At 61.5% G+C, this 21,753-nt stretch carries 19 protein-coding genes; 11 read left to right on the plus strand and 8 right to left on the minus strand.

Going from position 1 to position 21,753, the window contains the following annotated elements:
* Positions 1-89 precede the first annotated feature (89 nt).
* Together PSH81_RS14670 and yghX are read left to right on the plus strand one after the other, a co-directional pair.
* Positions 90-584, plus strand: coding sequence for a PaaI family thioesterase (locus PSH81_RS14670; RefSeq protein ID WP_192300505.1), 495 nt, complete (start codon positions 90-92; stop codon positions 582-584).
* A 44-nt stretch (positions 585-628) separates the two neighbouring features.
* Positions 629-1,516, plus strand: a complete 888-nt coding sequence (gene yghX / locus PSH81_RS14675) for a YghX family hydrolase (RefSeq protein ID WP_305390950.1) — start codon at positions 629-631, stop codon at positions 1,514-1,516.
* A 206-nt stretch (positions 1,517-1,722) separates the two neighbouring features.
* Here the strand turns inward: yghX and PSH81_RS14680 are convergent, their stop codons facing one another.
* Together PSH81_RS14680 and PSH81_RS14685 are read right to left on the minus strand one after the other, a co-directional pair.
* Positions 1,723-2,907, minus strand: coding sequence for a DUF2252 family protein (locus tag PSH81_RS14680; RefSeq protein ID WP_305390951.1), 1,185 nt, complete (start codon positions 2,905-2,907; stop codon positions 1,723-1,725).
* Positions 2,908-2,980: 73 nt separating this feature from the next.
* Positions 2,981-3,859, minus strand: a complete 879-nt coding sequence (locus PSH81_RS14685) for a LysR family transcriptional regulator (RefSeq protein WP_192300508.1) — start codon at positions 3,857-3,859, stop codon at positions 2,981-2,983.
* A 130-nt stretch (positions 3,860-3,989) separates the two neighbouring features.
* Between PSH81_RS14685 and ampC the strand changes: the two genes are divergently transcribed.
* Positions 3,990-5,132 carry a class C beta-lactamase gene (gene ampC / locus PSH81_RS14690; protein WP_305390952.1) on the plus strand — a complete coding sequence of 381 codons (1,143 nt, stop codon included), beginning with the start codon at positions 3,990-3,992 and terminating at the stop codon, positions 5,130-5,132.
* Positions 5,133-5,262: 130 nt separating this feature from the next.
* Complete coding sequence (locus PSH81_RS14695) at positions 5,263-6,066, plus strand: MipA/OmpV family protein (protein ID WP_226457664.1); 804 nt, start codon at positions 5,263-5,265, stop codon at positions 6,064-6,066.
* 53 nt (positions 6,067-6,119) lie between these two features.
* Here the strand turns inward: PSH81_RS14695 and PSH81_RS14700 are convergent, their stop codons facing one another.
* Positions 6,120-7,397 (minus strand): ATP-binding protein, encoded by a 1,278-nt coding sequence (locus tag PSH81_RS14700; protein WP_305390953.1) that lies wholly within the window; start codon positions 7,395-7,397, stop codon positions 6,120-6,122.
* On the minus strand, positions 7,398-8,105 hold the full coding sequence (locus PSH81_RS14705; protein ID WP_305390954.1) for a winged helix-turn-helix domain-containing protein: 708 nt from the start codon (positions 8,103-8,105) through the stop codon (positions 7,398-7,400). It abuts the gene before it with no gap.
* Between the two features lie 156 nt (positions 8,106-8,261).
* Here PSH81_RS14705 and PSH81_RS14710 point away from each other — a divergent pair, with 156 nt between their 5' ends.
* Positions 8,262-9,461, plus strand: coding sequence for an MFS transporter (locus tag PSH81_RS14710; RefSeq protein ID WP_305390955.1), 1,200 nt, complete (start codon positions 8,262-8,264; stop codon positions 9,459-9,461).
* On the opposite strand, the gene PSH81_RS14715 is transcribed toward PSH81_RS14710, so the two are convergent.
* The gene (locus PSH81_RS14715) at positions 9,417-10,019 is read right to left on the minus strand and encodes a tRNA-(ms[2]io[6]A)-hydroxylase (protein ID WP_226457668.1); all 603 of its coding nucleotides are present in this window, start codon (positions 10,017-10,019) and stop codon (positions 9,417-9,419) included. The two genes, PSH81_RS14710 and PSH81_RS14715, sit on opposite strands and share 45 nt — an antisense overlap.
* A gap of 151 nt (positions 10,020-10,170) precedes the next feature.
* Here PSH81_RS14715 and PSH81_RS14720 point away from each other — a divergent pair, with 151 nt between their 5' ends.
* Complete coding sequence (locus PSH81_RS14720) at positions 10,171-11,034, plus strand: universal stress protein (RefSeq protein WP_226457669.1); 864 nt, start codon at positions 10,171-10,173, stop codon at positions 11,032-11,034.
* 68 nt (positions 11,035-11,102) lie between these two features.
* On the opposite strand, the gene PSH81_RS14725 is transcribed toward PSH81_RS14720, so the two are convergent.
* Positions 11,103-11,573, minus strand: coding sequence for a DUF1289 domain-containing protein (locus PSH81_RS14725; RefSeq protein WP_192300515.1), 471 nt, complete (start codon positions 11,571-11,573; stop codon positions 11,103-11,105).
* 398 nt (positions 11,574-11,971) lie between these two features.
* Here PSH81_RS14725 and acnB point away from each other — a divergent pair, with 398 nt between their 5' ends.
* Entirely contained in the window at positions 11,972-14,581 is a 2,610-nt protein-coding gene (gene acnB, locus PSH81_RS14730) for a bifunctional aconitate hydratase 2/2-methylisocitrate dehydratase (protein ID WP_226457677.1), read from the plus strand.
* A gap of 50 nt (positions 14,582-14,631) precedes the next feature.
* Here the strand turns inward: acnB and PSH81_RS14735 are convergent, their stop codons facing one another.
* A complete protein-coding gene (locus PSH81_RS14735) occupies positions 14,632-16,275 on the minus strand; it encodes a SulP family inorganic anion transporter (protein ID WP_226457670.1) in 1,644 nt (547 codons plus the stop codon).
* 160 nt (positions 16,276-16,435) lie between these two features.
* Positions 16,436-17,713, minus strand: a complete 1,278-nt coding sequence (locus PSH81_RS14740) for a serine/threonine transporter (protein ID WP_305390956.1) — start codon at positions 17,711-17,713, stop codon at positions 16,436-16,438.
* Positions 17,714-18,098: 385 nt separating this feature from the next.
* Between PSH81_RS14740 and PSH81_RS14745 the strand changes: the two genes are divergently transcribed.
* The 4 genes from PSH81_RS14745 to PSH81_RS14760 all read left to right on the plus strand — a co-directional run bounded on the left by PSH81_RS14745 (position 18,099) and on the right by PSH81_RS14760 (position 21,745).
* Positions 18,099-18,644, plus strand: coding sequence for a cysteine hydrolase family protein (locus tag PSH81_RS14745; RefSeq protein WP_305390957.1), 546 nt, complete (start codon positions 18,099-18,101; stop codon positions 18,642-18,644).
* Between the two features lie 173 nt (positions 18,645-18,817).
* Positions 18,818-19,771, plus strand: coding sequence for a 2-hydroxyacid dehydrogenase (locus PSH81_RS14750; RefSeq protein ID WP_226457673.1), 954 nt, complete (start codon positions 18,818-18,820; stop codon positions 19,769-19,771).
* Positions 19,772-19,900: 129 nt separating this feature from the next.
* The gene (locus PSH81_RS14755) at positions 19,901-20,968 is read left to right on the plus strand and encodes a phosphotransferase family protein (protein WP_192300520.1); all 1,068 of its coding nucleotides are present in this window, start codon (positions 19,901-19,903) and stop codon (positions 20,966-20,968) included.
* Positions 20,969-20,977: 9 nt separating this feature from the next.
* Positions 20,978-21,745: an SDR family oxidoreductase gene (locus PSH81_RS14760; protein WP_192300521.1), complete on the plus strand. Its 768-nt coding sequence runs from the start codon at positions 20,978-20,980 to the stop codon at positions 21,743-21,745.
* Positions 21,746-21,753: the final 8 nt, after the last annotated feature.

Genomic DNA, 21,753 nt, shown 5'->3' on the forward strand with positions numbered 1-21,753 from the left:
GCACGCTCCGCGGGAAGTAAGGCCATCGGGTTCCCATCCTGCCCGTGTCCTGCTAAACAGAGTAGCCCCCATAACAAAAAGGACTTGGCATGCACCCCGCTTCCCTCCAGGACATCACCGCCCCCGAAGGTATCTGCTATGGCTGCGGCGCCAGCAACCCCCACGGCCTGCACATCAAAAGCCGCTGGGACGCCGACGGCATCCACCTGGTCGCCGAGCATGTGCCCGAAGCCAAATACAGTGGCTGGCCGGACCTGGTCTACGGTGGCCTGATCGCCATGCTGGTGGACTGTCACTCCAACTGGACCGCAATGGCTTACCACTACCGCGCCGAACAGCGCGAGCCCGGCAGCCTGCCGCGCATCGAGTGCGTCACTGGCAACCTCGGCATCAAGTTCATCAAGCCAACGCCCATGGGTGTCACCCTGACCTTGCGCGCCCGGGTCGAGGGCGACGTCGGACGCAAAAGCCGCGTGGTCTGCGAGGTGTACGCCGGTGACGTGCTGACCGCCATTGGCGATTCATTGTTCGTGCGCGTCGACACCGGGCAGTTGGCCGCTGCCGCCCATGGCCGCGACGATTAAACGTGGTCTACATTGACTGCTACCGCTAATCGAGGATGGCCCCGATGACTCGTCTCACCGCGCAGGACTTTGCCCCCGAACTGCTGGAACTCTACGACGGCTACGCCCACGGCAAGATCAACCGCCGCGAGTTTCTCGACCGCGCCGCGCTGTTCACCTTCGGCGGGCTCACCGCCTCGGCGCTGCTGGCCGCGCTGAGCCCCAACTACGCGCTGGCCGAACAGGTGAAATTCACCGACCCGGACATCGTCGCCGACTACATCACCTACCCGTCGCCCAACGGCAACGGCAGCGTGCGCGGCTACCTCGTGCGCCCGGCCAAGGCGTCAGGAAAGTTGCCAGCGGTAGTGGTGGTCCACGAAAACCGCGGCCTCAACCCGTACATCGAAGACGTCGCCCGCCGCCTGGCCAAGGCTGGCTTTATCGCCCTGGCGCCCGACGGCCTGACCTCGGTGGGCGGCTATCCCGGCAACGATGAAAAAGGCGTGGCCCTGCAACAGACCGTCGACCCGACCAAGCTGATGAACGACTTTTTCGCCGCCATCGAATGGCTGATGCACCACGACAGCAGCACCGGCAAGGTCGGTATCACCGGCTTCTGCTACGGCGGCGGCGTGACCAACGCGGCGGCGGTGGCTTACCCGGAGTTGGGCGCGGCGGTGTCGTTTTACGGGCGCCAGCCGCAGGCCAAGGACGTGCCGCGCATCAAGGCGCCGATCATGCTGCACTACGGTGAGCTGGATACGCGGATCAACGAGGGCTGGCCGGCGTATGAACAGGCGTTGAAGGCAGCAGGCACGACGTATGAGGCGTTTATCTACAAGGGCGCCAACCATGGTTTCCATAACGACTCGACGCCACGCTATGACGAGGCGGCGGCGAATCTGGCGTGGGAGCGGACGCTGGGCTGGTTCCGCAAATACCTGGCCTAGTGGCCACCCAGATCCGGGAGCAAGCCCGCTCCCACAGTTGATCGGTGCTGCTGGGCTGTCAGCGCTCGGCTGGAGATCGCCCGGACACTGCCAATCCACTGTGGGAGCTGTCGAGCCTTAGCGAGGCTGCGAAGGCGGCGGCACTGTTGGTAGAAGTGTTGCCCTCGACCATAGATCTCCCACATTTGATTTTCGGTATTTGCAGGTCAGTGCTCCAGCGCATACCGACGGCAATGGCTGAGGTAGCCCTGCTCATGGCTGCCTACCAGTTGCACCACGCTGGTCCATAACCAGGACGGCGCATCCAGCTGCCTGGAGCGGTTTTCTTGCAGCGTGGCCATCCAGGCCTTGCGCGTGTCCCGGCCCATCTGGCGGGCATGGGCGATACCGACAACCCGGGCGAGATACCCGGCGGCATGCATCGCGTCGGTCTCGCTGAGTTCGTCCAACTCCAGCTTCATGTCCTGCGGCAGCAATTCACGGATGAAAAAACCGTGATCCAGAAAGCGCGTCGCCAGCATGCGCTCACCCAGGCCAGGGGACAGCTGGCGAGCGCCCTCGACGACCCGGCGGCCATTGTCCCGTGGCATCTTCGCCCGTGCGGCACGGGGTGCCGCAGCGCCCACCGCCTGCTTGATGTCGATCAGGCAGTATTCGCGATCGTCCTTGTCTCCCACCCCCAGCAACGCCGCGTAACGCAGCAAGCCGAGGGAGCTGCAGCCCTTGACCCAATAGGCCGAATCCAGCAACTCGACCTTGGCGTCCTTGGGCCGCCCCTTGAGGGACGTGACCAACTGGTGGAGGTCGTCCGATGCGCAAACGTCGGCCAAGGCGCTTTTTTCCGCCCGCGACAACGACCAAAAGTGCTTGCCCAGGGGAATGCTCGGCCGCACATTCTCGATGCGTTCACGTGCCAGGTGCTTCCAGGTACGCTCCACGGCACTGCGCATGCCGGCCTTGACCTGGGACGGGCGCGGCGGCGCTTCATCCGGTTTGTCCTTGAAGGCCTGTTCGTAGCCCACCATCATTTCTTCGAGCATGCGTGCGGTGGTCACGCCGGGTAAATCAGAGCCACGAGCCGCGGTGGCCAGGGACAGGGCCAGGCGCACCAGGTCGTGGGCCGGGTTGCCGATCACGGCCTGGTCGAGGTCGCGGATGTGCATATCGATGCGCCCCTTGCTGTCGCCGGTCGGCCCCAGGTTGCCCGCATGGCAATCGCCGCAGATCCAGATCGCCGGACCGTGGGGCAACCGGCGGCCAGGCAGGCTGTGCAGCCAATCGTAGAACTGCACGGTGCTGCCGCGCACATAGGCGTGGGCGGAACGCGCCATCTTCAGGTTGCGCAGTTGGATCAGGCGGGGCATGCGGGCGGAGGGACGCGGACTGTTCATATAGGCACTCGGCTGGGGCTACGGTAGAGGCTAGGCCGGCGCAAATGTTTCATTTTGTTTCGCGAGTAAACCTTCAGCCGCGCCCCGCTACCGCCATCAACCAGCCCTTGAACGCCAGCATCGCCGAGGTTTCGGCACGCGACTGCAGACGGGTCAGCCAGTAACTGCCGGTGGTGATGCCCACGTCGAATGGCTGGCGAATCACATCATTTTCCAATTGCCGCGAAAACATCATCGCCGGCGCCAGGGCCACGCCCGCGCCCTGCAATGCCGCCTCCATCATCCCCAGGGATGAGTCAAACACAATGCTGCGCGGCACCAGAGTGTCGGCAGGTAAACCTGCGGCCTGAAACCACTGGGTCCATTCATCCGCCCGATAAGAGCGCAGCAAGGTGAACTTGAGCAGGTCGGCCGGGGTTTGCAGTTGCTCGGCGATGTGCGGCACGCAAAGCACGCTCAGCGGCGCTTCAAACAAGGGGCTTGCGTCGGTGCCATGCCAGGCACCCGCGCCAAAGCGGATCGCGTAATCCAAGCCTTCGGCGGCGACGTCGACGCGGTTGTTGTGGGTCGACAGCCGCAAGTCGATAAATGGATAACGTGCGTGAAACTCGGGCAAGCGCGGCAGTAGCCATCCCACGGCAAACGTGCCGACTGCGCCCACCGTCAGCACTTCGCGGTAATGTCCGCCTTCGAACCGACTGAGGGTCTGGGCAATCCGGTCAAACGATTCACGCACCACCGGCAGCAAGGTTTCGCCCTCGCTCGTGAGCATCAGCCCCCGTGGCAGGCGCTTGAACAAGGTGACATTGAGCTGTGCCTCCAGGCTTTTAACCTGATGGCTTACCGCCGCCTGGGTAACGCACAGCTCGATGGCCGCGCGGGTAAAGCTCAAATGCCGTGCAGAGGCTTCGAATGCACGCAGGGCATTGAGGGGTAGATGGGAGCGCAACATGCTTGACCCTAGTTATTCTAATGGCTGGTGCGAGATATGATCGTTTGTCGACGCGCGCAAATCTACCTAGATTTATCCGCCTGCGCAGGCCTCGGTTGGCAGTGCACCTTTGATATGGAAGCAAGTCAACATGAACCATCACGTAAGAAATTGCCTTATTTCAGCCGCAATTGTTGGATCTGGAACCTGCATGGCCGCCACCGACCTGCGCCAGGTTGTGGACAGCAACGTTGCGCCGTTGATGCAGCAACACGGAATCGCCGGCCTGGCGGTAGCCACGATCAAAAATGGCCAGGTGCAATACTTTAACTACGGCGTAATGTCCAAGACCACCCAGCGCCCCGTCACCGAAGACACCCTGTTCGAACTTGGCTCCGTCAGCAAAACCTTCACCGCCACGCTGGGCGGTTATGCCCAGGCCTCCGGCGCACTCAAGCTGACGGACAAGGCCAGCCAGCACCTGCCAGCCCTGCAAGGCAGCGCCTTCGACCGCATCAGCCTGTTGCAACTGGCGACCTACTCGGCGGGTGGTTTGCCCTTGCAGTTTCCGGAAGCTGCCGACAGTGCCAAGACCATGCTCGGCTATTTCCAGCACTGGAAACCTACCTACGCCCCCGGTGTGCAACGCGTCTACTCAAACCCAAGCATCGGCCTGTTCGGCTACCTGAGCGCGCAAAGCCTGGGGCAACCCTTCAATGTGGCGATGGAGAAAACCCTGCTGCCGCAATTGGGGCTCAAGCACACCTATATCACTGTGCCCGCCGACAAGGCCGAACAATACGCCCAAGGTTATGACAAGCAGCAAAACCCGGTACGGGTCGGCCCCGGCGCACTGGACGGCGAGGCCTACGGCGTCAAGTCCAGCACCCAGGACATGGCGCGTTTTGTCCTCGCGAACATGCACCCACAAACCCTGAGCGCGCCGCTGCAACAGGCAATTGCCACGACACACACCGGCTACTACACCGTCAACGGCATGACCCAAGGCCTGGGCTGGGAATACTACCCCTACCCGGTGAAGTTGCAGGCATTGCTTGACGGCAACTCCACGCTCATCGCGCTGCAACCCAATAAAGCCCATTGGCTGCAACCGGCGCAGACACAACCGGGCAACGTCATGTTCAACAAAACCGGCTCTACCGGCGGCTTTGGAGCGTACGTGGCGTATGTGCCTGGCAAGGATATAGGCGTGGTGATCCTGGCCAACAAGAACTACCCGATTGCCGACAGAGTGACGGCGGCCCATGGCATCTTGAGCGCGATGGATCAGTAGCAAGCATCACGGCCCGCGATGTGTTGCGCGCTTAACAGTCTTTGACAGTTTTCCGACAAAGCTGTCAAAGACCCCCGCCCTCCTCCAGACCTAGCATTCGAGCTTCCAAACCTCCAATCGGGTGCTCTACATGCTTCGCACGATGCGATCAAAAAACCTCTGTTTGTCCATCTCCACCCTGTGTCTGTTGGCCGGTGCCCATCAGGTTTTGGCCGACGACTGGGACTATCGATTGAAAGCCGGCGTGGCCAACCTGCCGCGCTACAGCGGCAGCGACGAGCGCACCACCACGCCGCTGCTGGGCGGCGCGATCGTCAGCCCATGGGGGATTTTCCTTGATACCGACAAAGGGCTGGGCTGGGGCTACGAAGGCAACGCCTTGAGTTTCAGCGCCTATATCGGCGCCAGTGCCTCACGCAAAGATGAAAACAAAACCGGCCGCCTGGGCTCGGACCGCCTCAAAGGCATGGGCGAAATCAAATCACGCCCGCAATTGGGCGTAAGCGCCAGCTATAACCTCGGCGCAGCGATTGTGGGGGCAACCCTGGAACATGCGCTCAAGGACGACGACCACAAAGACAGCGCCAAAGCCTTCACCTCGCTGGAGTTGAGCATCGGCACCAACCTGTACGACGGCGACTACGGCAGCCTCGATGCCAGCCTCAACAGCCGCTTTGGCGACGCCAATTACCTGCGCACATGGTATGGCGTGACGCCCGGCCAAGCCGCCCGCAGCCGTTTTCAGGCATATGACGCCAAAGGCGGGTTGTTCAGCCGTGGCCTGAACCTGACGTGGAGTTTGCCGGTCAGCGAGCACACCACATTCAGCACGCTGCTGGACATGCAGTACCTGTCGGGGGACGCGGGCAAAAGCCCTATCGTCGAGCGGCGCCTGCAAAGCTCGCTCATAGGTGCGCTGGAATACACCTTCTGATCCAGCCCCCCATCAACACCTGTGTGAAGCGCCGGGCTCAGCGCGGCGCCTGATCATTCGGCATAGGCCCACGTCATCCGAAACGACGCCCCGCCCCACTGAGAATCCAGCACTTCTACCTGCCCGCCATGCCACTGCGACACCCGCTGCACCAGCGCCAGGCCCAGGCCGAAGCCGCCGGTGCGGCGGTCACGGCTGGCATCCAGGCGCATAAACGGCTGGAAGATTTTCGCCCGGCCATCCTCGGGCACGCCGGGGCCGTCGTCACACACCCGCACTTCGTAGCCGCTGCCAAACTTAACCAACGAAACCTCCACACGCCGCTCGGCATAACGAATGGCATTGCGCAGCAGGTTGATCACCGCCCGCGCCATAAAGCGCGGTTCGATCTGGATGGTGTCCACCTCACAACTGCGCAACGTCAGTCGGACCCCTGCCGCCTCGGCCTCCAGGGCCACGCTGCCGATCACGCTGTCGAGCCAGCTGTGAGCCTCGATATTTTCCCGGGTGACCTGGGTCGCGCCGCGCTCCAGGCTGGCGTAGGTCAGCAACTCGGAGACCATTTCCTCCAGCTCACCGAGGTCGGCGTACATGTCGGCGATCAGTTCGCTACGCAGACGCGGGTCGACCTGCTGCTTGAGTTGATCGAGTTCAAACGACAAGCGCGCAATCGGCGTACGCAATTCATGGGAAACCGCGTTGGTCAGTTCACGCTGGTTGGCGATCAGGCTCTCGATGCGTTCAGCCATCTGGTTGAAGTGCCCGGCCAGTTCGCGCACGGTGGAGCGGCGTGGCAGCAGGATGCGCGAGGCCAGGTCATTGTCGCCAAAACGCTGTGCGGCCAGGCGGATATGCTCCAGATCACGCCAATGGGGACGCACCCAGAAATACAGCACGACGGCCAGGCACAGGCCGAGGAGCCCATAAGCCCACAGGTAAAGCCACTTGGGCTCTTCCGGCAGCTTGATTTCCAGCAATTGCGGGCCGTCATCGATACGGGCGAGGAACTCCATAAAGTGCCCACGCACGACCAGCAGCCCGTCCGCCAGCAGTTGCTGCTCACGCTCGTTCAGCCTCAGGGAATCACGCGACAGCAGTTTCAGATGCAACCCGTAATGGGGTTGCAGCTCGGCGAGGCGGGCAGCCCGCGCTTCGCCCGTCAACGGCCGCAACTGCTCGACCAGGGCGTAGGCCGGTCCACGCAACGCCTCGCGGTTGTAGGTTTCGTTGGCCTCCGGCAGCCACTCGTCGAAGGTGTAGTTGACCAGCCAGATCGCCCCCGCCAGGCCCAGAGCAAGGATCAGGTAAAGGCGTAGATAAAGCCGCAGCATTCATACCTCCCAGGCAAACGGATTGAACAGGTAGCCCTTGCCCCAGATGGTCTTGATGCACACCGGTTCACGAGGGTTATCGTTGAGTTTGCCGCGCAGCTTGCTGATGTACACGTCGACGCTGCGATTGAGGCCGTCAAACGCGATGCCGCGCATGCGGTTGAGGATGTCATCGCGGGACAGGATGGTGCCGGAGTGGCTGGCCAACAGCCACAGCAGTTCGAACTCCATGGTCGTCAGTTCGATCTTTTCGTCTCCCAGGCGCACCACCCGGCAGCTACGGTCAATCGCCAAGCGGCCAAAACACAGGGCCCCACGCACGGTGGGCTCCGGCGCCTGCCGACGTTGCAACGCGCGCAAGCGGGCGAGCAGTACCGGCGGTTTGATCGGTTTGATCACGTAGTCGTCAGCGCCGGATTCCAGGCCGAGGATGTGGTCCAGGTCGTCCTCCTTGGCCGTGAGGATCACGATAGGCGTGTCGGACACATTGCGGATTTCGCGGCACACGTGCAGGCCGCTCTGGCCGGGCAGCATCAGGTCGAGGACAACGATCTTGGGGCGAAAATCGAGAAAGGCCGCCAAGGCCGCGTCGCCCCGGTGCACCACGCGCACCTCGAAACCATGCTGCGACAAAAAATGCGCGATCAGCCCTGCCAGCTTCTCATCGTCTTCAACGAGCAAGACCTTGCCCAGCCCCAGGTTTTCCATAAGTTCTCAGTGTGCGACGCAGATTGAAGAGCGGGCATTATAGGTGGCAAGCTGGGCAACTTGAGCAACTGGCCAGCAGCGGCCGACGAAGCTTCATGCTTTTAAGACTTTTTAACAAATAGCCTGCAATTTTTAACGCCATCTACAGGGAGTTGTATGCGCAAGGATTACCTGGCGTTCTTCGTTTCGCTGTTCCTGTCGCGCCTGGCCGACCAGATTCTGCTGTTTATCGTGCCCTTGATAGTGTTTCAGAGCACAGGGAGCGTGTCCTGGGCCGGGCTGGCGTTTTTTGTCGAGTCGTTGCCGCGTTTCCTCGCGTTTCCGCTGTGCGGGGCGTTGTGCGACAAGTACCCGCCGGTGCGCATCCTGCATATCAGCCAGGTCTATCGCGCGCTGACGTGCGTCGTTGCGGTGGCGCTGTACGGGATGTTCGACGGCATCTATTGGCTGGTGTTGCTTTCGGCCGTGTGCGGGGTGCTGACCACCCAGGGCATCATGGCCCGCGAAGTGCTGATGCCGCATATCTTTGCGCAGTACAGTTATGCCAAGACCCTCTCCTACTCGCAGATTGCCGACCAGAGCGGACTGGTGCTCGGGCCGCTGGTGGCAGCGCTGATGCTCGAAGTGTGGGCGTGGCATTGGGTGGTACTGGGGATTGCCGGGTTGTTTGTGCTGGCGGACGTGGCCATGGGGGTGTGGCAGCGCTCCAGCTCGATCGACCTGGCGGTCTTTGAACAGCATCGTGATATTTGGCTGCAACCACTGCGGATTGCATTCGGGCATATCCGCCAGCTTGCCGGGCTCAAACGCCTGATTGCGCTGACGGTGGGGGTCAACCTGATCATCGGGGTCACGCTGGCCACGTCAGCCGCAATGGTCACCGGGCTTTACGCCGCCGACAAGGACGCCTATGCGGTACTGCAAGCCGCAGGCGCAGGGGTGACCATCGCGATTCTGTTCTACCTGGCGCGCGCCACCCTGTCGCTGAAAATCCTCGGTGGCCTGTCATACGCACTGATTGCCGCCGGCGCGCTGATCACCGCGATCAGCCCCAATCTGTGGGCTTACTCGCTGGGGTTCCTGCTGGTGATCGGCTTCGACAAGATGTACAGCGTGTACATGCGCAGCGTGCGGCAAAAGGTGATTCCGGTGCAGGACTTTGGCAAAACCGTGGGGGTGATTACCTTGCTCAACAACCTGCCGCAACCCCTGGCCGGGTTGGCGGTTGCACTGCTGGCGGCGCCGCTGGGTACGCAAACGGTGATCCTGCTGCTGACCGCGATCACCGTGTTGATCGGTGTGGTCGTGGCCTCAGGCCGGCACGCCGCTGTGAAAGCGGAACTCGACGTCGGGTGACTCGATCAGTTCCTGCTCGGCCGCCCTCACCCGCTCGATGACTTGGGCGATGTCCTTGGCGTCGCCGTATTGGTAGGCCAATTTCAGATAGCCCTGGAAGTGCCGCGCCTCGCTTTTCAGCAGGCCGAAGTAGAACTTGCCGAGGTCTTCATCCAAATGCGGCACCAGCGCTTCGAAACGCTCGCAACTGCGGGCTTCGATAAAGGCGCCGACCACCAGCGTATCCACCAGTTTGACCGGCTCATGACTGCGCACCACTTTGCGCAACGCCGAGGCGTAGCGACCGGCATGCAGCTGGCGCAGCTCGATCTTGCGCTTTTTCATCAGGCGCATGACCTGTTCGTGGTGCACCAACTCTTCGCGGGCCAGGCGCGACATCATATTGATCAGGTCGACATGGCTGTGGTACTTGGCCATCAGGCTCAGGGCGGTGCTGGCAGCTTTGAATTCGCAGTTCTTGTGGTCGATCAGCAGGGTTTCCTGATCGGCCAGCGCGGCCTGGACCCAGGCGTCGGGAGTGCGGCAACCGAGGAATTCGTGGATTTCGGGCAGGTTCATCGGGCTCACGGGCAAAGGATCACAAAAGGGCGCCGATTATACCGACCACGCCGCAGACCACCAGCCACCGGCCTTGATGTGCATCAACATGACGTGCGCCGGGCAGCAACTATAGTTGTCTCATGCCCACCACTTCCCGGAGTTACCGACCATGCAAGCCATCCGCAGCATCCTGGTGCTCATCGAGCCCGAACATTCGGAAAGCCTGGCCCTCAAACGCGCCAAGTTGATCGCCGGGGTCACCGGTGCGCACTTGCATTTGCTGGTGTGCGACAGGAAACATGAGCATTCGGCGCTGCTGAGCCTGCTCAAGGCGGGCTTGCAGGAGGATGGCTACAGCGTGACCACCGAGCAGGCGTGGAACGAGAGCCTGCATGCAACCATTATTGATGTGCAGCAGGCCGAAGGCTGTGGACTGGTGATCAAGCAGCACTTTCCCGACAGCCCCTTGAAAAAGGCTCTGCTGACCCCGGCGGATTGGAAACTGTTGCGTTATTGCCCGACGGCGGTGTTGTTGGTCAAGACGTCTACGCCGTGGGCTGAAGGTGTGATCCTGGCGGCAATCGATGTGGGTAATACCGACGCCGAACACCGTGAACTGCACGCCGAGATAGTCGGTCATGGCTTCGACATCGCCAGCCTGGCCAAGGCCCAACTGCATGTGATCAGCGCCCACCCTTCGCCGATGCTATCGGCGGCGGACCCGACGTTCCAGCTCAAAGAAACGATTGAGGCGCGCTACCGCGAACAGTGCCGGGCATTCCAAGCCGAGTTTGATATCGACAACTCAAGGCTGCACATCGAGGAAGGCCCTGCCGACGTACTGATTCCCTTTGCGGCGCACAAGTACCATGCAGTCGTCACCATCATCGGCACGGTGGCGCGTACCGGCATTTCCGGCGCGTTAATCGGCAATACGGCGGAGGTCGTGCTCGACAAGTTGGAAAGTGATGTGCTGGTGCTCAAGCCTGCGAGCCTTATGGATCACCTGGAAGAGCTGGCGGCTAAGTCCTGAGGGCGACGAGGATCAAACTGTGGGAGCCCGCTCCCACACAAGCCCATTTCACATTGGGTCGGGTGTTGTCAGTCAGCAAACACATCCCGCAGAAACCCCGGTGCGATATACCGGTGGTAATGCGCTTCGGACAGGATAAAAAACTCCCGGTCGATCGCATCGCGCAAATCCGGCAAGGCCCAGTCGCGAAATTCCGGCAACAGCACCATGCCATAGGCCTCCAGATTGGAGATCACCCGTGCGCCCCGGGCAATCAACTGGTACGCCCAGCAATACTCCGACTGGTGCGGTACGAAGCGAATCTTGCGCTGTTCCAGTTGAACGCGCAGGGTCTTGGGGTCGAAAACCTCGACCTTGCCGCCCATCACCTGCACCAGCAGTTGCTCCAGGCGCAGCCAAACCGCACGCTTTTCTTCTTCGTTATAGCCATTCCACTGGATCACTTCGTGGTGGAAGCGCTTGCAGCCACGGCACACGAGATCGCCGTAGACCGTGGAGCACAGGCCTACGCAGGGGGTTTTGATGGCTTGGTTGGACATGGGCAACGACACACAAATCAGCGAAACAATGCGCCATGTTAGCCCTTTGTCTAACCTGTATCACCCTGCAAACTTGGCGAGGCAACTTACCTTTAGTTTTTTTTTGCCGTAGAATCATCCGGCCTTGTAAGGCGCCAACAATCCGCTGGAAGCTGTTTTCAAAGCGTCACGAGCACAGTCGTTCCTTCAGAACGGTGTTGGCGATGGTGTTTGACCCGGTAGGTCAGTCACCAGCGCCAACCCTCATCAGCTCCGTTCTGCAGGCGTAAAACTTTGAAAGCAGCTTCTGTGAGGAATGCCGGCAGCGCTGGCTTTGCGGCCCAAAAAGCCCCCGAGCGCATGCGTGCCGTTCATTTCTGGATGAGCGTCCCGTGGGACCACTGATGAGGGTAATAACTGTGCTTGAAGCCTACCGCAAACATATCGAAGAGCGTGCAGCCCTGGGTATTGTTCCCCAGCCGCTTAACGCCGAACAAACCGCAGGCCTGGTTGAGCTGCTGAAAAATCCTCCGGCTGGCGAAGAAGAATTCCTCGTTGACCTGATCACCAACCGCATCCCACCAGGTGTTGACGAAGCTGCCTACGTCAAGGCCGGTTTCCTGTCTGCCCTGGCCAAGGGCGAAGTCACTTCCCCCCTGATCGACAAGAAGCGCGCTGTTGAACTGCTTGGCACCATGCAAGGCGGCTACAACATCGTGACCCTGGTCGAGCTGCTGGACGATGCCGAGCTGGCAGCTGTCGCAGCCGCCCAACTCAAGCACACCCTGCTGATGTTCGATGCGTTCCACGACGTGGCCGAAAAAGCCCGTAACGGCAACGAACACGCCAAAGCCGTGATCCAGTCCTGGGCTGACGGCGAATGGTTCCGCAACCGCCCTACCCTGGCCGACAAGATCAGCCTGCGCGTATTCAAGGTTACCGGCGAAACCAACACCGACGACCTGTCCCCTGCTCCAGATGCCTGGTCCCGCCCGGACATCCCGCTGCACGCCCTGGCCATGCTGAAAATGGCCCGTGAAGGCATCGTGCCGGACGAGCAAGGCAAGACCGGCCCGATGAAGCAGATCGAAGAAATGCGCGGCCAAGGCTTCCCGATCGCCTACGTCGGTGACGTGGTCGGTACGGGTTCGTCCCGTAAGTCGGCAACCAACTCCGTACTGTGGTTCTTCGGCGACGACGTGCCTTACGTGCCGAACAAGCGCGCCGGCGGCTTCTGCTTCGGCAGCAAGATCGCTCCAATCTTCTACAACACCATGGAAGATGCTGGCGCACTGCCAATCGAGTTCGACGTTTCCAACATGAACATGGGCGACGTGATCGACCTGTACCCACATGCTGGCAAAGTCTGCAAACACGGCACCGACGAAGTCATCACCACCTTCGAAATGAAGACCCCGGTGCTGTTGGACGAAGTCCGCGCCGGCGGCCGTATCCCGCTGATCATCGGCCGTGGCCTGACCGACAAGGCACGCGCCGAGCTGGGCCTGGGCCCAACCGACCTGTTCAAGCTGCCTGAAGCACCTGTCGACACCGGCAAGGGTTTCACCCTGGCCCAGAAAATGGTCGGCAAGGCGTGCGGCCTGCCAGCAGGCAAAGGCGTTCGCCCTGGCACCTACTGCGAACCGAAGATGACCACCGTGGGTTCCCAGGACACCACCGGTCCGATGACCCGTGACGAACTGAAAGACCTGGCGTGCCTGGGCTTCTCGACCGATCTGGTAATGCAGTCCTTCTGCCACACCGCGGCCTATCCAAAGCCGATCGACGTGACCACCCACCACACCCTGCCTGACTTCATCATGACCCGTGGCGGCGTATCGCTGCGTCCAGGCGACGGCATCATCCACAGCTGGCTGAACCGCATGCTGCTGCCGGACACCGTCGGCACTGGTGGTGACTCCCACACCCGTTTCCCGATGGGCATCTCGTTCCCGGCCGGTTCTGGCCTGGTCGCGTTTGCCGCAGCCACTGGCGTAATGCCACTGGATATGCCGGAATCGATCCTGGTGCGCTTCAAAGGCAAAATGAAACCTGGCATCACCCTGCGTGACCTGGTTCATGCCATTCCTTACTACGCTATCCAATCGGGTCTGCTGACTGTAGAGAAGAAAGGCAAGAAAAACGCCTTCTCCGGCCGCATCCTGGAGATCGAAGGCCTGAACGACCTGACGCTGGAACAGGCTTTCGAGCTGTCCGACGCCTCGGCTGAACGTTCGGCTGCCGGTTGCACCATCAAGCTGTCGAAAGAGTCCGTCACCGAGTACCTGAACTCCAACATCACCCTGCTGCGCTGGATGATCGGCGAAGGTTACGGCGATGCGCGTACCCTGGAACGTCGCGCCCAAGCGATGGAAGCCTGGGTCAAGAACCCTGAGCTGATGGAAGCCGATGCCGACGCGGAATACGCCGAAATCATCGAGATCGACCTGTCGGAAATCAACGAGCCGATCCTCTGCGCACCGAACGACCCGGACGATGCCCGTCTGCTGTCGAGCGTTGCCGGTGAGAAGATCGACGAAGTGTTCATCGGTTCGTGCATGACCAACATCGGTCACTTCCGCGCTGCCGGTAAACTGCTGGAACAGGTCAAGGGCCAGCTGCCAACCCGTCTGTGGCTGTCGCCGCCGACCAAGATGGACGCACACCAACTGACCGAAGAAGGCTACTACGGCATCTACGGCAAAGCTGGCGCGCGCATGGAAATGCCGGGCTGCTCGCTGTGCATGGGTAACCAGGCACGTGTAGAGCCGAACTCGACTGTTGTGTCGACTTCGACCCGTAACTTCCCGAACCGTCTGGGTGATGGCGCGAACGTCTACCTGGCGTCGGCTGAGCTGGCGGCAGTTGCCTCCACCCTGGGTCGCCTGCCGACCGTCGAAGAGTACATGGGTTACGCAGCGAAACTGGACACCATGGCCAGTGACGTTTACCGCTACCTGAACTTCGACCAGATCGCCGAGTTCCGCAAAATCGCAGCAAGCGCCAACATCCCGGTGATTCAAGCCTAAGGTGTGTTGACGTAGAAGACGCCGCGTATCGCAAGATACGCGGCGTTTTTTTATGCCCGGGATTTGGCCAGTTGCACCGCGCCATCCACACTCAAATCGCTGAGCAGCACCTGCGGCGCCATTGCCTCAGGCAATGCCTGCAACACCTCAAGGGCGTCGTGCCGTACACGCGCGAGCACCAGGCGCTTACCCTCCCCGCGCACCTGCGCAAAAAACGCGGCCAGCGCTTCAATGCTGGTGCCATCCAGGTTCGGCGATTCTTCCAGGCTCAGCACCACGGCTTGCACTGGCGATTGGCGCATCAGGCGCAAGGCCGCGCCCAGGATGCGTTCGGTATTCGCGAAAAACAGCGCCTCGCTGGGACGCACGATCAGCACACCCGGCACCTCCCGTGCGTCGGCATGATGCTGACGGTCAACAAAGTCGTGGCTATCGCCCAGGCGACCAAGCACCTGGATGTCAGCGGAGGACATCTGGCGCAGCATCAACACGACGCTGATCGCCACCGCCAGCAACAAGCCATCCAGCACGCCGAGCACCAGCACCGCCGCGACCGCGCAGATCACCAGCAGGCGGTCACGCCGCCAGATGAAATAGCGCCCCAGCGGTTGCACGCTCAAGCCATGCCCCAGCGCATAGATGACAATGGCTGCGAGCACCGGCTCCGGTGTCAGGGCGACGTAGGGCAGCACCGTCAACACAATCACCAACACCACCAGCGCCGCGACGATGCCGGCCAGCCGTGAACCCGCACCGGCGGCTTCATTCGCCGAGGTTGCCGAATACCCGGCGCCGACGGGCATCCCATGAAACAACCCGGACACCAGGTTGGCCGCTCCCAGCGCCAACAAATCACGATTGGATGACACGCGGTCGCCATGTTTAAGGGCGAACGAGCTGATAGAGCCGTAGGACTCCGCATAAAGGATCATGACTAACGCAAACGCCAACTCCCCCAGGCGCAACCAATCGGCGAACGGCAGCACCGGCAAGCGCCCCAGTTCCAGGCGCAGGTCGATCATGCCAATCAACCCCACACCGTGGGCCTGTAGGTCCAGGAGTTGCCCGCCGGCAATTCCCAGCACGACCACCAGCAACCCGCCCGGCAGGCGCGGAATCCGCGCGCACAGCCACAACACGCACAAGGCCACGGCCGCGACCAGCGCCGCCGGCCAGTTCCAGCTTGGCCACTGCTCGAGTAATTGCGGCAGGAAGCGGATCAGGTTGTTGTCGCTCAGGTGTACGCCCACCACAGCTGCCAGCTGCTTGAGGATAATGGTCAGCGCCAGGCCGAACGCGAAACCGCGCAACACCGGCTTGGCAATAAACGAAGTGACGCCACCCAGCTTGAGCAGCCCGGCCAGCAAGAAAAATCCACCCGTGACCAACACCAGCCCAAACGCCAGGGAAAGCCGCAACGCCGGGTCATCACCGGCAAGGCTGGCGGTCGCTGCGGCCAGTACCGCCGCCGAAGACGACGTAGCCGACACAATCGCAAAGCGGCTGGTGCCCAACAAGCCGTAGCACAACAGCCCGGCAAACAAGGCAATCACACCCGCCTGGGGCGGGAGCGCGGCAATGCTCGAATAGGCCACTGCCTCCGGCAGCAACAAACCGGCGATGGAGAGCCCGGCGAGGATGTCCTGGATGCGCCTGGAAGACGCCGCAACAGCGGGAGGGGTTTGAGTATTCAATCGAGCCAACCTTGGGGGTCTCCAAATCAGAAACCAATAAGCCGACAAGCTTAGCCTTCATTAACCGGCGCCGGGTTGATCCGGGTGCTGGTTTTGCGCAGCCACAAAAAAGGCCGATTCACGGTGTGCGCGAATCGGCCTCTTCAGGTGCCGCCGGTTATCAGGACAACAGCGAGTAGATCAGCGCCGTAATCGCTACCAGGCCAACAGCCGTGACAAACACGTTGGACGCCTGCCCGCGGTACTTGGCCATGGCCGGTACTTTGCGGATCGCGTACATCGGCATCAGGAACAGGATCGAAGCAATCACCGGCCCACCCAATGTCTCGATCATGCCGAGAATGCTCGGGTTGAGCGTGGCCACGATCCAGCACACCACCAGCATGAAGGCGGCGGTCATGCGGTCCAGGGTCTTCGGTGCCGGGCGGCGTCCCGTCTTGACCACCAGGCCCTTGAGGCCTTCACTGGCGCCGATGTAGTGGCCCAGGAACGATTTGGCAATCGCCACGAATGCAATCAATGGCGCGGCGAACGCGATGGTCGGGTTGTCGAAGTGGTTGGCCAGGTACGACAGGATCGACAGGTTCTGCGCTTTCGCCTCGGCCAACTGCGCCGGCGACAGGGTCAGCACGCAGCTGAACACAAAGAACAGCACCATCGCTACCATCAGCAGGTGCGCGCGGGACAGGATCTGCGAGCTGCGCTCATCGGCATGGGCGCCGTACTGACGCTTCTGATCAACCGCAAAGGCCGAGATGATCGGCGAGTGGTTGAATGAGAAAACCATCACCGGAATCGCCAGCCATAGGGTACTGAGCAAGGCCGATGGTTCCGGCACCACGCTGGCGGTGCTGAGGATGCCGCCGTTCCAGTGCGGGACCAGGTATACCGCCAGGAACAGCAAGGCGACGATGAACGGATACACCATCAGGCTCATGGCCTTGACGATCACCTGCTCGCCGCAACGCACCACGGCCAGCAGGCCGAGGATCAGCACAAACGCCAGGATTGCCCGAGGCGGCGGCATGATGTGCAACTGGTGCTCCATGAAGCTGCTGACCGTGTTGGTCAACGCCACGCTGTAGATCAGCAGGATCGGGAAGATCGCAAAGAAGTACAGCAACGTGATCACTGCACCGGCCTTGATGCCGAAGTGTTCTTCCACCACGTCGGTGATGTCGGAGCCATCACGACCGGAGAGTACGAAGCGGGTCAGGCCACGGTGGGCAAAGAACGTCATCGGAAACGCCAGCAGCGCCAGGATCAGCAACGGCCAGAAGCCGCCCAGGCCAGCGTTGATAGGCAGAAACAAAGTGCCGGCGCCAATGGCCGTGCCGAACAGGCCAAGCATCCAGGTGGTGTCCTGGCGGCTCCAGCTTGTGAGGGTTGCAGGTGTCGATGCATAGCGTTCGTCAACGCTATTGGCCTGATCATTCATCCGGTCGGATCTCCGCATTTACACAGCCGGGACGAGTCAGAAAAACCTGACAGGCAGCGCCCCGACCATAGAAGGGGCGCGATTGTCCGGGATTCTTGTGAATAAGCAAAGACTTAGCTGAGGAACGGTGGCGTGGTATATCGACACGCCGCACCCAACCCAGACACATTTGTTGACAATCCAGCGCCCACGCCAGCATGATCCGGCAATGAACGTTATGCCGTTGCACCTCACCCGCACCACCACCACGACCGCTTTCGGCGGGTCGCGCGGTGGCTGTGGGTGGTCGAGCTAAATACCCCACAGATTCAACCCAAGGCCCCGCCAGCAATGGACGGGGCCTTTTTGTTGCTCCGCCCACCAGGCAATCACAAGGAGCAACACCATGGCTGACGCCCTGTTGATCATCGATATGCAAGCCGGCCTATACGATGGCCCGCAAAGACCTTTCGAGCGTGAACGCCTGCTCGACACCATCAACCAGTTGATCAAGCGCGCCCGCGCCGCCAACAAGCCGATCTTCGTGGCGCGCCACACCGGCCCGGAAGGTTCGCCGATTGCGGCGGGCAGCCCGCTTTGGCAGGTATGGCACGGCCTGGAGGTGGACGAACACCGCGACCATCTCTTCAACAAAACCCGCCCAAGCTGTTTTCTGGGCACGGACCTGGCCCGACAACTGCGCGCAGCCCAGGTCGACGAACTGGTGATTGTGGGCATGAAAACCCAGTTTTGCATCGACACGACTTGCCGTGTAGCGGTTGAACTGGGGTTTTCGGTGGTATTGCCCGAGGATGGCCACACCTGCATGGACACTCCGGCGCTGAAGGCCGAAGCGATCATCGAGCATCACAATGGGACATTGGCCGGGGCGTTTGTGAAGCGTATCAGCGCAAGGGACCTCTGGTGCTCAAGCGACCACGCGACCCACTAACCCGCGGAGGCCCTCAGGGGCCTATTGCGCAGTTCACCATCGAGGGTGTTCTGCGCAATATCCAGCTGTTAGAACAGCCTTACGCAAGAAGAAAATTTTCTTTCTCAGTAAAACGCCCCGCCCTACAAATCCCGCATACTCATCCTCTCAAACCCTTCAGGAAGAGCCTTCCGATGACCGCAACAGTTCTGGTCCTGGTTGAAACCATCAACGCCTACCTGCCCATCATCGAAAGCAATGACTTTCATGTGATCCTGGCGCCCACACCCGCCGAACGCGCCCAGGCCATCAAGACCCACGGCGCGCAGATCAAGGCCGTGCTGACCCGTGGTCCGCTGGGCTTGTACGCCGCGGAAATCGACGCCCTGCCCCTGCTGGAAATCATTTGCGTGATCGGCGCAGGCTATGAACATGTCGACCTGCAAGCGGCCAGCAATCGCGGGATCGTGGTCACCAACGGCGCCGGGGTCAACGCGCCATCAGTGGCCGACCACGCCATGGCCTTGTTGTTGTCGCTGGTGCGCGGCATTCCGCAGACCGACGCCGCCGTGCGGCGCAATGAATGGCCCAAAGTGATGCGGCCGTCCCTGGGCGGCAAGCAGCTGGGCATACTCGGGCTTGGTGCGGTGGGCCTGGAGATCGCCAAGCGCGCGGCCCTCGGCTTCGGTATGGAAATCAGCTACCACAACCGCCAGCCGCGCGATGATGTGGACTACACCTACTGTTCGAGCGCGGTGGAACTGGCGCGCACCTCGGACTTCCTGATCCTGGCCACGCCCGGCGGCGACGGCACCCGCCACTTGATCGATCGCCACGCCCTCGACGCCCTCGGCCCCAATGGTTACCTGGTCAACATCGGACGCGGCAGCGTGGTGGTCACCGCCGACCTGGTGGCTGCCCTGGAGCAGCGGCGCATTGGCGGTGCCGCCCTGGACGTGTTCGACGACGAGCCCCAAGTGCCCGACGCCCTCAAGCGCCTGAGCAACACCGTGCTCACCTCCCATGTCGCTGGCCTGTCACCGGAGGCCGCCCATGATACGGTGCAGCGCGTAGCCGATAACCTGGTGGAGTTTTTCGCCGGTCGCCCGGTGCTCACGCCGGTCGCGCTGCCCCCGCCTGCAAAGTGACCCATCAGGCACGCTGATCACCCTCCAACACGCTAACCTATTAAACCGCCCCGACCTTGTCGCTGGGCGGTTGTGCGCATTAGATTAGGAAATAGTCCGAGGCCTTTAGAATAAGCAGAAGGGATAAGCATGGCGCTGAACGACCAATCGACCCAGATCCGGGCAGGCGAAGAACTTGACGCCAGCCTGATCGATCCCTACCTCAAGGCCCATATCCCCGGCCTGAGCGGCACGCCCACCATCAGCCAGTTTCCTGGCGGCGCGTCCAACCTGACTTACCTGCTGGAGTACCCCGGCCAGGAATTTGTCCTGCGCCGCCCGCCCTTTGGCCACAAGGCCAAGTCCGCCCACGACATGGGCCGGGAATACCGCATTCTCAACAGCCTCAAGGACGGCTTTCCGTACTGCCCCAAAGCCTACGTGCACTGCACCGATGAGTCGGTGATCGGCGCCGAGTTCTATGTGATGGAGCGGGTCAACGGCATCATCCTGCGCTCCGACCTGCCGGCCGAACTGGGCCTGGACGCGGCAAAGACCGAAGCCTTGTGCAAAAGCTTTATCGACAAGTTCGTCGAACTGCATCAAGTCGACTACACCGCATGCGGCCTGGCCGATCTGGGCAAGCCCGAAGGCTACGTGGCACGGCAGATCCGCGGCTGGAGCGATCGCTACGAAAAAGCCCTGACCCCCGACGCCCCGCGCTGGGAAGCAGTGCGCGCGTGGCTCGACGACAAGATGCCGGCCGACCACCCGACGTCCAGCATCGTGCACAACGACTACCGCTTCGACAACGTGATCCTCGACGCACACAACCCGATGCAGATCATCGGTGTGCTCGACTGGGAGCTGACCACCCTCGGCGACCCGTTGATGGACCTTGGCAACACCCTCGCCTACTGGATCGAAGCCGCCGACCCGGCCCCGGTGCAACTGATGCGCCGCCAGCCGAGCAACGCCCCCGGCATGCTCACCCGCCGCCAGTTCGTGGACTACTACGCCGAACGTGCCGGCATCCAGATCGACAATTTCGACTTCTACTACACCTACGGCCTGTTCCGCCTGGCCGGCATCGTGCAGCAGATCTACTACCGCTTCTTCCATGGCCAGACCCAGGACAAACGCTTCGCGCAGTTCATCCAGATGAACAAGCTGCTGGAGCAGATGAGCCTGAACGTGATCGGTAAATCAGCCCTCTAAGGAACCTCCATGTCCAAGACCAACCTGTTCGACCTCGACGGCAAGATCGCCTTCGTTTCCGGCGCCAGCCGTGGCATCGGTGAGGCCATCGCCAAGTTACTGGCCCAGCAAGGCGCCCATGTGATCGTCTCCAGTCGCAAGCTGGACGGCTGCCAGCATGTGGCGGACGCGATCATCGCCGCCGGCGGCAAAGCCACGGCGATTGCCTGCCATATCGGCGAAATGGAGCAGATTACCCAGGTGTTCGCCGGTATTCGCGAACAGTTCGGCCGCCTGGACATCCTGGTCAACAACGCCGCAACCAACCCGCAATTCTGCAACGTGCTGGACACCGACCTCGGCGCCTTCCAGAAGACTGTCGACGTGAATATCCGCGGCTACTTCTTCATGTCGGTGGAAGCCGGCAAGCTGATGCGTGAGAACGGTGGCGGCAGCATCATCAACGTGGCCTCGATCAACGGCATCTCCCCTGGGGTGTTCCAGGGCATCTACTCGGTGACCAAGGCCGCCGTGATCAACATGACCAAGGTGTTCGCCAAGGAATGCGCAGCGTTTGGCATTCGTTGCAACGCCCTGCTGCCAGGGCTGACCGACACCAAGTTCGCCTCGGCGCTGGTGAAAAACGATGCGATCCTGAAAACCGCACTGGCGCAGATCCCGCTCAAACGCGTGGCCGACCCAAGCGAAATGGCCGGCGCGGTGCTGTACCTGGCGAGCGATGCGTCCAGCTACACCACCGGCGTATCGCTGAACGTAGACGGCGGCTTCCTCTCCTGAACCCAGGC

The organism is Pseudomonas sp. FP2335 (assembly GCF_030687535.1).
GTDB lineage: Bacteria > Pseudomonadota > Gammaproteobacteria > Pseudomonadales > Pseudomonadaceae > Aquipseudomonas.

Coding starts and splice junctions, on each gene's coding strand:
- PSH81_RS14670 (WP_192300505.1), top strand. CDS start 90: ATGCACCCCGCTTCCCTCCAGGACATCACCGCCCCCGAAGGTATCTGC.
- yghX (WP_305390950.1), top strand. CDS start 629: ATGACTCGTCTCACCGCGCAGGACTTTGCCCCCGAACTGCTGGAACTC.
- PSH81_RS14680 (WP_305390951.1), bottom strand. CDS start 2,907: ATGAACAGTCCGCGTCCCTCCGCCCGCATGCCCCGCCTGATCCAACTG.
- PSH81_RS14685 (WP_192300508.1), bottom strand. CDS start 3,859: ATGTTGCGCTCCCATCTACCCCTCAATGCCCTGCGTGCATTCGAAGCC.
- ampC (WP_305390952.1), top strand. CDS start 3,990: ATGAACCATCACGTAAGAAATTGCCTTATTTCAGCCGCAATTGTTGGA.
- PSH81_RS14695 (WP_226457664.1), top strand. CDS start 5,263: ATGCTTCGCACGATGCGATCAAAAAACCTCTGTTTGTCCATCTCCACC.
- PSH81_RS14700 (WP_305390953.1), bottom strand. CDS start 7,397: ATGCTGCGGCTTTATCTACGCCTTTACCTGATCCTTGCTCTGGGCCTG.
- PSH81_RS14705 (WP_305390954.1), bottom strand. CDS start 8,105: ATGGAAAACCTGGGGCTGGGCAAGGTCTTGCTCGTTGAAGACGATGAG.
- PSH81_RS14710 (WP_305390955.1), top strand. CDS start 8,262: ATGCGCAAGGATTACCTGGCGTTCTTCGTTTCGCTGTTCCTGTCGCGC.
- PSH81_RS14715 (WP_226457668.1), bottom strand. CDS start 10,019: ATGAACCTGCCCGAAATCCACGAATTCCTCGGTTGCCGCACTCCCGAC.
- PSH81_RS14720 (WP_226457669.1), top strand. CDS start 10,171: ATGCAAGCCATCCGCAGCATCCTGGTGCTCATCGAGCCCGAACATTCG.
- PSH81_RS14725 (WP_192300515.1), bottom strand. CDS start 11,573: ATGTCCAACCAAGCCATCAAAACCCCCTGCGTAGGCCTGTGCTCCACG.
- PSH81_RS14740 (WP_305390956.1), bottom strand. CDS start 17,713: ATGAATGATCAGGCCAATAGCGTTGACGAACGCTATGCATCGACACCT.
- PSH81_RS14745 (WP_305390957.1), top strand. CDS start 18,099: ATGGCTGACGCCCTGTTGATCATCGATATGCAAGCCGGCCTATACGAT.
- PSH81_RS14750 (WP_226457673.1), top strand. CDS start 18,818: ATGACCGCAACAGTTCTGGTCCTGGTTGAAACCATCAACGCCTACCTG.
- PSH81_RS14755 (WP_192300520.1), top strand. CDS start 19,901: ATGGCGCTGAACGACCAATCGACCCAGATCCGGGCAGGCGAAGAACTT.
- PSH81_RS14760 (WP_192300521.1), top strand. CDS start 20,978: ATGTCCAAGACCAACCTGTTCGACCTCGACGGCAAGATCGCCTTCGTT.